Source organism: Streptomyces sp. NRRL S-495 (genome assembly GCF_000966955.1).
GTDB classification, from domain to species: domain Bacteria; phylum Actinomycetota; class Actinomycetes; order Streptomycetales; family Streptomycetaceae; genus Kitasatospora; species Kitasatospora purpeofusca.
Window position 1 is genome coordinate 1 of the sequence record NZ_JZWY01000373.1, and the last position, 11,490, is coordinate 11,490.

Annotated in this window: 10 protein-coding genes and 1 pseudogene; 8 read left to right on the forward strand and 3 right to left on the reverse strand. The window is 74.9% G+C overall.

Features of this window, described 5'->3' with window-relative positions:
* Positions 1-456: pseudogene (locus tag VR45_RS19640) on the forward strand (FAD-dependent oxidoreductase); the annotation flags it as partial.
* A gap of 61 nt (positions 457-517) precedes the next feature.
* On the opposite strand, the gene VR45_RS19645 reads toward VR45_RS19640, so the two are convergent.
* Entirely contained in the window at positions 518-1,177 is a 660-nt protein-coding gene (locus VR45_RS19645; protein WP_078896666.1) for an XRE family transcriptional regulator, read from the reverse strand.
* A 128-nt stretch (positions 1,178-1,305) separates the two neighbouring features.
* Between VR45_RS19645 and VR45_RS19650 the strand changes: the two genes are divergently transcribed.
* Positions 1,306-2,766, forward strand: a complete 1,461-nt coding sequence (locus tag VR45_RS19650; RefSeq protein ID WP_045941103.1) for an MFS transporter — start codon at positions 1,306-1,308, stop codon at positions 2,764-2,766.
* Between the two features lie 264 nt (positions 2,767-3,030).
* Positions 3,031-3,588 (forward strand): N-acetyltransferase, encoded by a 558-nt coding sequence (locus VR45_RS19655; RefSeq protein WP_045941104.1) that lies wholly within the window; start codon positions 3,031-3,033, stop codon positions 3,586-3,588.
* A gap of 69 nt (positions 3,589-3,657) precedes the next feature.
* Here VR45_RS19655 and VR45_RS19660 read toward each other — a convergent pair whose 3' ends face one another.
* Positions 3,658-4,146 carry a YbaK/EbsC family protein gene (locus VR45_RS19660; RefSeq protein WP_045941105.1) on the reverse strand — a complete coding sequence of 163 codons (489 nt, stop codon included), beginning with the start codon at positions 4,144-4,146 and terminating at the stop codon, positions 3,658-3,660.
* A 552-nt stretch (positions 4,147-4,698) separates the two neighbouring features.
* Here VR45_RS19660 and VR45_RS19665 point away from each other — a divergent pair.
* The 5 genes from VR45_RS19665 (at position 4,699) to VR45_RS19685 (ending at position 10,545) form a co-directional block, all read left to right on the forward strand.
* Positions 4,699-7,863 carry a nitrate- and nitrite sensing domain-containing protein gene (locus tag VR45_RS19665; RefSeq protein ID WP_063772512.1) on the forward strand — a complete coding sequence of 1,055 codons (3,165 nt, stop codon included), beginning with the start codon at positions 4,699-4,701 and terminating at the stop codon, positions 7,861-7,863.
* A complete protein-coding gene (locus VR45_RS19670; protein ID WP_045941106.1) occupies positions 7,860-8,291 on the forward strand; it encodes a roadblock/LC7 domain-containing protein in 432 nt (143 codons plus the stop codon). Before VR45_RS19665 ends, VR45_RS19670 begins: the two co-directional genes overlap by 4 nt.
* Positions 8,292-8,361: 70 nt before the next feature.
* Positions 8,362-8,730, forward strand: coding sequence for a DUF742 domain-containing protein (locus tag VR45_RS19675; protein WP_045941110.1), 369 nt, complete (start codon positions 8,362-8,364; stop codon positions 8,728-8,730).
* 3 nt (positions 8,731-8,733) lie between these two features.
* Entirely contained in the window at positions 8,734-9,366 is a 633-nt protein-coding gene (locus tag VR45_RS19680) for an ATP/GTP-binding protein (protein WP_078896667.1), read from the forward strand.
* A 45-nt stretch (positions 9,367-9,411) separates the two neighbouring features.
* Positions 9,412-10,545 carry an FAD-dependent monooxygenase gene (locus VR45_RS19685; RefSeq protein WP_045941107.1) on the forward strand — a complete coding sequence of 378 codons (1,134 nt, stop codon included), beginning with the start codon at positions 9,412-9,414 and terminating at the stop codon, positions 10,543-10,545.
* 59 nt (positions 10,546-10,604) lie between these two features.
* Here VR45_RS19685 and VR45_RS19690 read toward each other — a convergent pair whose 3' ends face one another.
* Positions 10,605-11,378 carry a serine hydrolase gene (locus VR45_RS19690; RefSeq protein WP_045941112.1) on the reverse strand — a complete coding sequence of 258 codons (774 nt, stop codon included), beginning with the start codon at positions 11,376-11,378 and terminating at the stop codon, positions 10,605-10,607.
* Positions 11,379-11,490 lie beyond the last annotated feature (112 nt).

The window sequence follows — 11,490 nt, forward strand, 5'->3', positions numbered from 1 at the left end:
CTGCTGCTGGACGTGGCGCTGCGGTCGCGGCGCGGCGACGCCTTCTTCGTCTCGGACCTCGACGGCACCGGCTGGGTGGAGCGGTTCACCACCCAGGACGCCGGGCTGGCACCGGCCGGCGAACAGCTGGTCCAGGCTCAGCTGCCGCTCGCCCCGGACGAGTCGAGGGAGTCCGGCCTGGCCCGGGCCGAGCACCTGCTGGACCTGGGGTTCCGGGGCTGGTCCGACCGTGTGCAGTGGCGCCGCACCGCCGTGGCCACCGGCCGCACCGGTGCCGTGGACCGCCCCGGAACCACCTGGCGCGACCGTCCCGCCGTCGACCGGGGCAACGGCGTCCACCTGGTCGGCGACCAGGTCGCCGCACCGGGCGTGCTGAGCGAGGTCTCCTTCACCAGCGCCCTCGAAGCCGTCTCCCTCGCCCTCGGCCACCGCCCCACCCAGCAGTTCGCGCACTGAGACGCCGCACCGCGCGGGAAGTCGGGCCGGCCGACTTCCCACGCGAAGCCCGTCCCGCCCGCTACCCCGAGGCCGCGCCGGTGCGGAGCACGGCCTGATCGCCGTGGGGGCCGAAGAGGTGGAGGATCTCGACCGCCTCGGTCCCCGCGGGGCCGAACCAGTGGGGTTCGGCGGTGTCGAACTCGGCGGCCTCGCCCGGGTGGAGGGTGAAGTCGCGGTCGCCGACGAGGAGGCGGAGTTCGCCCGCGAGGACGTAGAGCCACTCGTAGCCGACGTGGCTGACGAGTCTGGGCTCGCGCGGGGCCAGGACCTGTTTGAAGACCTGCACCCGGCCCGGGTACTGGGTGAGCGGGACGAGGACGCTGCCGGGGTCCCGGTGGCGGGGCCGGAGGTGGAGGCGGGGGTCGCCGGTCGCGGGGGCGGCGATCAGGTGGTCCAGGGCGACCCGGTGGGCGCGGGCGAGCGGAATGAGCAGATCGAGGGTGGGGCGGCGGTGGCCGGACTCCAGCCGGGAGAGGGTGCTCACCGAGATCCCGGTGATCACGGCCAAGGCGTCCAGGGTGAGGCCCCGGCCGAGCCGCAGCGCGCGCAGCCGGGGCCCGATGGCGTCGACGATCCCCTGGACGTCGTCGGTCGCGACGGGCGTGGTGTCCGCCTCGGCCGGGCGGTCCGGCTCGGAGGAATCAACGGGGCCTACGGAATCAGCGGGGTCGGCGTCCATGGGGGCGATTCTGCCCCGCCCGCCGTTTTGCGGTTTCCGCAAGGACCCTGGGCGACCGCCCACCGCCGGTCCGACCATGGCGACCACCAGCACGACCCGTGCCCTTGCTCCGACCGGAAGGCGCCCCCATGACCACCTCCCCCGCGACCAGCTCCCCCAAGCTGAGCGCGCGCCGACGGTGGACCGTGCTCGCGGTCTGCGCGCTGAGCCTGTTCCTGGTCGGCCTGGACACCACGATCGTCAACGTCGGCCTGCCCGCGATCGGGCACGGGCTGGGCGTCGGCACCCGCGACCTGGAATGGATCGTGGACGCCTACACCGTGGTCCTGGCCAGCCTGCTGATCTCGGCCGGGGCCCTCGCGGACCGGTTCGGACGCCGCCGGGTCTTCCAGTGCGGACTGGTCGTCTTCGGCCTCGCCTCGCTGGTGTGCGCGCTCGCGCCGTCGGCCGGCGCGCTGGTCGCGGCGCGCGCCCTCCAGGGGGTGGGCGCGTCGATGCTCAGCCCGGTGGCGCTGGCGATCGTGGTGAACGCGATGCCCGACCCCCGGGAGCGGGCCCGGGCGATCGGGGTCTGGGCGTCGGTGTTCGGGCTGAGCATGGCGGCCGGGCCGGTCACCGGCGGCGCGCTGGTGGCGGCCCTCGGCTGGCGCTCGGTGTTCTGGGTGAACGTGCCGGTGGTGCTGGCGGCCGTGCTGCTGAGCGTCCGTTTCCTGCCCGAGTCCCGCGCGCCCCGGGCCCGTCGGCCGGACCTGCCCGGCCAGCTCCTGCTCACCGTCGCGGTGAGCGCGACGGTGGCCGTGCTGATCGAGGGACCGCGGATCGGGTGGGGGTCGCCCTGGGCGCTCGCCGGGTACGCGGCGGCCGCGGCGGCGACCGCCGGGTTCGTGCTCGCCGAACGCGGCCGGGAGGAACCGCTGATGGACCTCGGGCTGTTCCGGCGGCCGGCGTTCAGTACGGCCGTACTGGGCGCGGTGGCGGTGTTCGTCGCGCTGACGGTGACCCTGCTGCTCACCACCTTCCAGCTCCAGCACGCCCGGGGGTGGACGCCGCTGGCCGCCGGGCTGGCCTCGCTGCCGATGGCGCTGGGCGCGACCGTGTGCGCGCCACTGTCCGGCGTCCTGGTGGGCCGGGGCGGGCCGCGCCGGCCGCTGCTGCTCGCGGCCTGGTTCACCACGGCCGGCGGGGCGCTGCTGCTGGCCCGGGCGTTCCTGGTCGACGACGCCCCGCACGGCGCGGGCGGATCCCACGGCGTGGGCGGCCTGTCCAGCACGGGCGGCCTGTCCGGTGCGGCCGACCTGCCCGCCCTGCTGCTCGCCCTGCTGCTGCTCGGTGTCGGCTTCGGCTTCGCGAACGCGCCGATCACCAACACGGCCGTCGGCGGACTCCCGGCGGACCGCGCGGGGGTGGCCGGGGCGATCACCTCCACGGCCCGCCAGCTCGGTTCGGCGGTGGGCATCGCGATCGCCGGCGGTCTGGTCGCGGGTGCGGCCCCGGCCGGCCTCGCCGCCGCCTCCCGGGCCGGCTGGGTGGTGGTCACGGTCTGCGGCCTGTTCCTGCTCGTGGTCGCCCGCGCCGCCCGCCGCCGCTGAGCACCGCGGCGGCGGGAACGGCTGCCCGGGGCGGTGCGGAAAACCCTTCGCGCCGCGTCCGGGGCCCGTGTTAGCGTCGATCGGCGAGCCCGGCCCGATGGCCGTTCGAGCTCGCGCGAGGTCCGTCACGGAGACAGGGAAGGTGAATTGTGGTCGCGGTGACAGCCGCTGCGCACGTGCTGCGCGGCACCCGGACTGTACTCACCTCCCGGGTCCCGGTCTGACGCCCTTCGCTCTCCGGGGCCCCTTCTCCAAGGGACTCCCATGTCTTCTTCCCCGTCCTCTTCCCTGCCTTCTTCCCTGCCTTCCTTCTCCTGGCACACCCGGGTCGAGCGGCCCGGCGACCTCCCGGCCGTCCACGAGCTGACGGTCGCCGCTTTCGGGCGGCCGTCCGAGGCCGATCTCGTCGAGGCCCTGCGTGCCGACGAGGCATGGATCGACGGTCTCTCGATCGTCGTCACCCCCCGGGCCGAGGCCGGCCCCGTCGGCCATGTGCTGCTCACCCGTGCCTTCATCGGCGACACCCCGGCGCTCGCGATGGGTCCGGTGTCCGTGCACCCCGACCACCAGCGGTCCGGCGCCGGCTCCGCCCTCGTACGGGCCGGACTCGACGCCGCCCGCGCCCGGGGCGAGCGGTTCGTGATCCTGCTCGGGCACCCGTGGTACTACCCGCGGTTCGGCTTCGGCCGGGCCTCGGAGCACGGCATCACGCTCACCGTCGACGCGCCGGACGAGGCGTGGATGGCCCTGAGCCTGGACCCGGCCCGGCACCCGCTGCCGTCCGGGCCGGCCCGCTGGGCCGCCGCGTTCGGCATCGCGTAACACCTTGCCGGCGGCCCCGGGGGCGACCCGGGGCCCGCCGGACCCCGGGCACGCCGAGCCCCGGGTCCGCTACACCGGCGGCACCACCGTCGACGGGGTGCCGCCGGTCAGCTCCAGCAGTTCCCCGTACGTCATCGGCACCACGGTGTGCGGGTGCCCGGCGGCGGCCCACAGCAGGGCGTGGCCGGCGAGGGCGGTGTCCACGACCGTGCGCAGCGGCGCGGGGTGGCCGACCGGGGCGACTCCGCCGATGGCCTGGCCGGTGGCCTCCCGGACCTGCGCGGCGCTCGCCCGGGTGATCGGGCCGGTGGCCAGTTCGCGGGCGAGATGGTCGGTGTCGACGCGGTGGGCGCCGCTGGTCATCACGAGCAGCGGCGCGCCGTCGCAGACGAACACCAGGCTGTTGGCGATGGCGCCGACCTCGCAGCCCAGGGCTGCGGCGGCTTCGGCGGCGGTGCGGGCGGAGTCCGGCAGGACGCGGACCTCGCCGGGAAGTCCGGCCTCGGCGAGTGCGTCGGCCACCGCCCGGCTGCGGACGGGCAGGCTGTCGTCGGTCATGGCACCATCCTCCCCCACCCGTCCCGGGGCCGAGCGGCGAGGCCGCGGTCCCGGCTGTGAACGCCGGTCGGGAACGCCGGTCGGGAACCCCGGTCGGGAACCCCGGCGGTGAACCTCCGCCGGGGGCCTTCCCGTTCTTCCTCCGACGGGCACGTCCCGACAGCGGGGCGAACCGGCGGCAGACACCGTCCGACCGGCCCCGGAGGAGTGCCGGAGCACCGCCGGGAGACCCTGTCCGGGCGTGAACCGCGTACTACCGCGATGTTAAGGACTTGTGTGTGCACTGCCCGAAGATCGAACGGGCTTTCACTCCTAACACACCGTATGACTAGTATCGCTTCGTCATAAAGCCCGTGCCCCGGACGGTCCGACCCTCGCAGGCCGACCGCCAGCCCCAAGGAGTCAGCTCTGCGCGCGCGTGCGAATCGGCGGCCCCCGACGCCGAAGGCCCCCCGCAGGCGTCGACCGCGCCTGTCGCTGCGGACGGCTCTGCTCGTCCTGGCCCTCGTCCCCAGCATCGCCCTGGCCGCCCTCTGGGCGGTCACCAGCGGCGTGACCTTCTTCGACTTCCAGCGCCTGGCCGCCCAGGGCCTGCTGGCACAGAAGGCAGGACAGCCGTCCAACATCGTCTACTACAACCTCCAGGAGGAGCGCCGGCTCAGCGCCGAGGCGCTCGCCCGGCCCGGCAGCGTCACCGACCAGCTGAAGCGCCAGCGCCAGCTGACCGACGAGGCCGTGGAGAAGTTCCAGACCCTGTCCGGCGAGACCGCCGACAGCGCGCCCACCGAGGTGCGCACGGCCGTCGCCGAGGCCCGGCGCGCGATGGAGAAGCTGGGCGACCAGCGGGCCCTCGTCGACAAGGGCACCACCGACCAGCAGGGCGTCTACGCGTACTACACCGACCTGATCGCGGTCGACCTGCGGCTGTTCACCGCGCTCAGCCATGTCGACACCGGTGAGGTCACCTGGATCTCCAAGACCCTGGTCAACTCGTTCTGGGCCAAGGAGATGCTGGCCCGCGAGGACGCGATCCTGGCCCGGGGCTGGCCGTCCGGCAAGCTCAGCGCCTCCGACTACCAGCTCGTGCAGCAGGCGATCGGCGCCCAGGACCACCTGTTCACCGTCCAGGTCGTGCCCTATGTGCCGGCCGGCGAGCGGGCCGCCTGGTCCGAGCTGATGAGCGGTCCGGCGTGGCAGGCCAAGGCCGCCGTCGAGCAGGCGCTCACCCGCCCGGCCGTCGCCGACGCCACCGGCACCGTCCGGCTGCCGCAGCTCCAGGACCAGTGGCGGCAGGCCGTCGACCAGGTCAACCCGCAGCTGGTGAAGGTCATCGAGACCCGTACCGAGGGCGTGGTCGAGGTCGGCAAGGGCTCGATCCTCTCGCTGCTCACCCGGGTCGCGCTGACCTCGGTGATCGGTCTGCTCGCGGTGATCGTCGTGGTCCTCGCCAGCTGGCGGCTGACCCGCTCGCTGCGCCGCCGGATCAACGACCTGCACGCCCAGGCGCAGGACATGGAGCACACCCTGCCCGAGGTGGTCGAGCGGCTGGCCCGCGGTGAGCAGGTGGACGTCGAGGCGGAGAGCCGGGCGATCACCGCCGGGGCGCACGCCCGCGGCGGCGACGAGCTGGCGCAGCTCGGCCAGGCCATGAACCTCGCCCGCACCTCCGCGCTGGGGGCCGCCGTCCGGCAGGCCGAGCAGCACCGGGGCTTCGAGCGGCTGCTCCAGCGGATCGCCCGCCGCACCCAGCTGCTGATCGGTCAGCAGCTGCGCAAGCTGGACGCCCTGGAGCGGCGGCACGAGGACCCGGAGGTCCTGGAGGGCCTGTTCGACCTCGACCACCTGACCGCCCGCCTGCGCCGCTACGAGGAGAACCTGGTCATCATGGCCGGCGGCCAGCCGCAGCGGAAGTGGCGCAAGCCGGTGCCGCTGCTGGACGTGCTGCGCGCCGCGCAGGGCGAGGTCCAGGAGTACCGCCGCATCGTGCTGGACGTCGAGGGCCACCCGTGGCTCTCCGAGCGGGCGGTCGGCCCGATCGCGCACGTGGTCGCCGAGCTGATGGAGAACGCGGCGAGCTTCTCCAAGCCGCCGACGCCGGTCGACGTCCGGGCGGCCGTGGTCGGCCGCGGGCTCGCGATCGAGATCGAGGACCGCGGCCTGGGCATGGACCCGGAGCAGTACGACACGGCCAACGCCCTGATGGCCGCCGCGCTCGCGGACGAGGCGCCCCGTACGGACATGCTGGCGCGCGGCGACGACATCCGCCTCGGCTTCCACGTGGTGGCCCGGCTGGCGTCGGCGATCGGCCTGCAGATCGAGTTCCGGCCGTCGGCGTTCGGCGGGACCAGGGTGGTCGTGCTCGTCCCCGGCGAGCTGATCCTCGACGGCGACTCCGGGCTGCCGGACAACGCGGCGGTCACGCCGATCCCGCTCGCCCGGCGGCAGCGTCCGGCGGACCGGGCCCAGTCGCCCGTGCCGCTCGCCTCGGTGACCGAGATGCCCTCCCCGGCGGTCCCGGCCACGACGGAGCCCGTGCGGACGGCGGACACCACGACCTCGTCGGCGGTCGTCGCGGTGGACGAGGAGGAGGAGCGCGCGGCCCAGACGGACGCCGCTCCGCACCCCGGCCAGGCCGGCGGCGACTGGTTCTCCGCCGGCAGCGCCCCCGTGGTCACCCCCGGCGCGGCCTCCGGCGCCCAGGCACCTTCCCAGGCCCAGGCGTTCGGGTACGTCGAGTACGTGCCCCCGTCGGACGACGAGCTCCTCGGCGCCCCGGTCCGAATCGACTTCGGGAAGCACGACGACGGCTTCGGCGAGCCCGACGGCTTCGGTACTTCCGACGTCTTCGACGCGCATGACGTCTTCGGCGAGCGCGACGGCGCCTTCCCCGGCGTCGAGGCGGACGGCTATCTGCACCCGCCGGCCGAGCACGGCCAGCCGGTCGAGCACGGTTCGCCGGCCCCCGCCGGGGACGGCTTCGGCTACGACGGGCAGCCCTACGACACCTCCCCCCACTCCGCCGGGGACGCCCCTCCCGCCTACCCGGACATCGCCTACGCGACGGTGATGCCCGCCGAAGCGCCGTACGCCGACGAGCAGTACCGGCCCGCCGACCACTACCGGTTGGCGGAGCGGCGGCAGCACGACGGGCAGCCGGCGAACCCGCTCCCCGGGTCCGCCGTCGCACCGGCCGACCCCCCGGCCGAGGCCCCGAGCGCCCCGGGCGCCCCGGGCGCCCCGAGCAGCGGTCTCCAGCCGCCACTGCCCCAGCGGGTGCGCCAGGCCAGCCTGGCCGCCGAGCTGCGCATCCCGCCGCCGCCCCGCACCCCGTACGGCGCGGCCGGGACGGGCACCGGAACCGGCTACGGACCGGGCTTCGGAACCGGCTACGGATCCGGCTTCGGGAACGCGACCGGCAACGCCCCCGGATCCGGAACCGCCGAGGGCCCGTTCCAGCGCCCGCCGCGCCGCTCCGGTGCCACGGTCGGCGCCTTCCAGCGCCAGTCCCGGGCCGCCCGCGGCCTCGGCACCGCGGAGGACCGGTCCCCCGCCGGCGGCCCCGCGGCCGGCGCCCTGCCACCGGGGCGCGGCACCCTCCCCCCGTCCGGCCCGGCCTCCCCCACGGCCACCGGAACCCCGACTCCCGCGCCGGGTCCCTCCCCCTGGGCCCTCCCGGCCGCGGACCCCCGAACCACGAGGACGGAAGAGCAGTCATGAACCGCACCATCGCCACCCACCAGGACCTCGACTGGCTGCTGGACGGACTTGTCGACACGGTCCCCGGGACGAGAAGCGCCGTGCTGCTCTCCGACGACGGCCTGGTGGTCAGCCACTCCCGCACCATCGAGCGGTCCGACGCCGAGCGGCTGGCCGCCGTGGCCACCGGTCAGCAGAGCCTCGCCCGGGGCATCGGCCAGCTGTTCGACGGCGGCCCGGTCCACCAGGTGATCGTCGAGCTGGCCGAGGTCTGGCTGTTCGTCATCGCCGCCGCGCAGGGCACCCACCTGGCCGTGGTCGCCGACCAGGAGGTCGACGCCGAGGTGATGTCGGTGGCCATGCACCAGCTCGTCCAGCAGGTCGGCCAGAAGCTCACCACGCCGGTCCGCAGCGAGTTCGACGCCTTCGCCGCCAGGAACCGGGGGTGAATCCCCGGTGAGGCCGCACTGGAGCGAGCTGCCCGAAGAGGACGAGGACGACGACTACGGCGCGGGCACGATGGTGCGCCCCTACACCATCACCCGCGGCCGGACGGCGCCGGAGCGCGACGACCTCACCCTGATCACGCTGATGACCACGGTGGAGGAGCTCGCGGACCAGGCGCTCGCCACCCGGTCGTCCGGTCCGCGCGGGCTCCAGCCGGAGCACCGGCTGATCCTCGAACGGTGCCGCCGGCCGGCCGCGGTGGCCGAGGTGGCCGCCGGACTCAACCTGCCGGTGTCGGTCACCAAGATCCTCCTGGGCGACCTGATCGCCCAGGGAATGCTGTTGGCCCGGGCCCCGATCTCGGTGGCCCGGGCCGCCGGGGACGGCGGTCTGGACCTCGGGCTGCTGACGGCCGTACGTGAAGGACTCCGGAGGCTCTGAACCATGGCACCATCCGCACCTCGCCCCTCCTCTCCCTCCTCCTCGCCCTCCTCCCCCGCCCCTGCCACCGCCACCGCCGTCGCCGCGGCCGTCAAGATCCTCATCGCCGGCGGCTTCGGGGTCGGCAAGACCACCCTGGTCGGCGCGGTGAGCGAGGTCGCGCCGCTGCGCACCGAGGAGTACCTGACCCGCGCCAGTGAGGGCGTCGACGACCTGGCCGGGGTGGACAACAAGGAGACCACCACGGTCGCCCTGGACTTCGGGCGGATCACCGTCAACCCGGAGCTGGTGGTCTACCTGTTCGGCACGCCCGGACAGGAGCGCTTCTGGTTCATGTGGAACGACCTGGTGAACGGCGCGCTCGGCGGCGTCGTGATCGCCGACACCCGCCGGCTGGACACCAGCTTCGCCTCGATCGACTTCTTCGAGAGCCGGGGCATCCCGTTCGTGGTCGCGATCAACTGCTTCCACGGCCACAACACCCGTACGGCGGACGAGATCCGGGCCGCCCTCGACCTCGACCCGCAGGTCCCGATGCTGATCGGGGACGTGCGGGTGCGGTCGTTCGGGCGGGACCTGCTGCTCGCGCTGGTCGACCACCTCATGGAGCTGTCGGCCGGCGCGCCGGTCCGCTGAAACGTTTCCCCACCTCTCTCCCACCACACCTTGGAGCACCCCGTCATGACCCCACCCCTGCGCGTCCTCGTCCACGGCGGCGGCATAGGCGGCCTGACCGCGGCCACCGCCCTCGCCCGCCGCGGCCACCGGGTCGACGTCGTCGAGCTGCGCGACGCCCTGGAGGCCCTGGGCGTCGGCATCATCCAGCCGTCCAACGCGCTGCACGTGATGCGCGAGATCGGTGTGCTGGAGCAGTGCCTGGCAGCCGGGTTCGAGTGGGAGGTGCTCACCATCTGCGACCCGACCGGCGGCATCCTCGCGAAGATCCCGCAGCCGCGGATGGACGGGGCACCGTCCAACAACGGCATCCCCCGCCCCGCGCTGGCCCGGGTGCTGGGCGAGGCCGCCACCGCCGCCGGGGCGACCCTGCGGTTCGGCACCACGATCACCGAACTCGCCGACGAGGGCGAGCAGGTGGCGGTCACCCTGAGCGACGGCAGCAGCGAGCGCTACGACCTGGTGGTCGGCTTCGACGGCATCGGCTCGCCGCTGCGCAAGCGGCTCTACGGCGAGAAGTACGCGCCCGAGTACACCGGCTTCGCCAACTGGCGTGTCACCCTGCCGCGTTCGCCCGAGGTGCAGGGTGTGGTGATGTCCACCGGCAACCTGAAGGCCAAGGCGCTGCTCACCCCGATCAGCGACGACCTCATGTACCTGGGCTCGGTGTTCGCCGAGGCCGAGGACTTCCGGCCGGACCAGGAGCAGGCCCACGAGCAGCTGCGCGAGCGGCTGGCGGGCTTCGGCGGGCCGATCGCCGAGGCGCTGGCGCAGGTGACCGACCCGGCCGCGGTGGTCTACTCGCGGATCTCGCAGGTCACCGTCGAGGAGCCGTGGCACGTCGGCCGAGTGGTCCTGGCCGGCGACGCGGCGCACGCCTCCACCCCGCACCTGGCCCAGGGCGCGGCGATGGCCGTCGAGGACGCGCTCGTCCTCGCCCAGAGCCTGGACGCGGCGGAGACGGTGCCCGCCGCGCTGGCCGCCTGGGAGGAGCGCCGCCGGCCGCGCGCCATGTGGGTGCAGGCGCTGTCCCGGGCGATCCTCAAGCAGGAGACCGGCACGCCGACCACGCCGGAGGAGGACGAGCTGCTGAAGGTCGGCATCCCGGGCGCGGCGCACTTCCTGGTGAAGCCCTACTGACGGGCTGACAGGCCGACTTACCGACTCTCCGCCGGCCGCCGGCCGACCGCCCTCGGGTGTCAGCCGGCGGCCGGCGCGCCGGTGACCGAGTGCCGGCGGGCCCAGACCGCCGCCGAGACCCGGGCGAGCAGCCGGGCCGCCGGATCGTCCTCCGCCCCGTCCGCACCGGAGGCCAGCGGGCCGGTGTAGCAGACGGCCAGCAGGTACGGCGGGCAGTCCTCGGGCCGCACCAGACCCACGCAGTGCCGCGCGCCGGGGATCCAGCCGTTCTTGAACGCGACCCCGGTCCCCGGCGGCAGCCCGGCCGCGAGGTCGACCCGGAACGCGTTGCGCTCCAGCAGCGCGAGCAACTCCGGCTCCCCGGCCAGGGACTGGAGCAGCCGGACGAGGTCGCGGGCCGTCACCCGGTTGTGCAGGCCCGCGTCCCGCGCCGGGTAGTCCTCGATCCCGCGCGGACTGCCGCTCCGGGTGGCGCCCGCGCGCCGCCAGACCTCCGCGACGGCCTGGTGACCGGCCCGGGCGAGGCAGAGGTTCGTGGCGAGGTTGGACGAGTGGGTGATCATCCGCTCGGCAAGCAGGCCCAGCGGCGCGGTGCCGCCGAGGAGCCGCCACGGGACGGGGTCGCTGTCCCGGTCCGGATCGTTGGCGAACTCCCCGCCCGCCCGCGACACGAAGGAGTTCACCACCGGCACGGCCTCGTCGAGGTCGGCCCCGGCGCGGTGCAGGGCGGCCAGGACGGCGATCTTCATCGTGCTCGCGGCGTCGTGCGGCTCGTCCCCGCCGCGCTCGAACACCGGCTCCCCGCCCCAGGGGGCGACCACTACCGACAGCATGCCCGCCACCGTGCCCACCACCACCCGCCCCGAAACCGGCCGACGGCGGCCGGGTCATCCGCGGCCGGGCCCGAGGCGCCACCGGCGCGCCGCCGACGAGCCGCCGACTCGT

Excerpts from the sequence above, each read along its gene's own strand:
- VR45_RS19675 (WP_045941110.1), top strand. The coding sequence starts at position 8,362 with ATGGTGCGCCCCTACACCATCACCCGCGGCCGGACGGCGCCGGAGCGC.
- VR45_RS19685 (WP_045941107.1), top strand. The coding sequence starts at position 9,412 with ATGACCCCACCCCTGCGCGTCCTCGTCCACGGCGGCGGCATAGGCGGC.
- VR45_RS19650 (WP_045941103.1), top strand. The coding sequence starts at position 1,306 with ATGACCACCTCCCCCGCGACCAGCTCCCCCAAGCTGAGCGCGCGCCGA.
- VR45_RS19655 (WP_045941104.1), top strand. The coding sequence starts at position 3,031 with ATGTCTTCTTCCCCGTCCTCTTCCCTGCCTTCTTCCCTGCCTTCCTTC.
- VR45_RS19645 (WP_078896666.1), bottom strand. The coding sequence starts at position 1,177 with ATGGACGCCGACCCCGCTGATTCCGTAGGCCCCGTTGATTCCTCCGAG.
- VR45_RS19690 (WP_045941112.1), bottom strand. The coding sequence starts at position 11,378 with ATGCTGTCGGTAGTGGTCGCCCCCTGGGGCGGGGAGCCGGTGTTCGAG.
- VR45_RS19680 (WP_078896667.1), top strand. The coding sequence starts at position 8,734 with ATGGCACCATCCGCACCTCGCCCCTCCTCTCCCTCCTCCTCGCCCTCC.
- VR45_RS19670 (WP_045941106.1), top strand. The coding sequence starts at position 7,860 with ATGAACCGCACCATCGCCACCCACCAGGACCTCGACTGGCTGCTGGAC.
- VR45_RS19660 (WP_045941105.1), bottom strand. The coding sequence starts at position 4,146 with ATGACCGACGACAGCCTGCCCGTCCGCAGCCGGGCGGTGGCCGACGCA.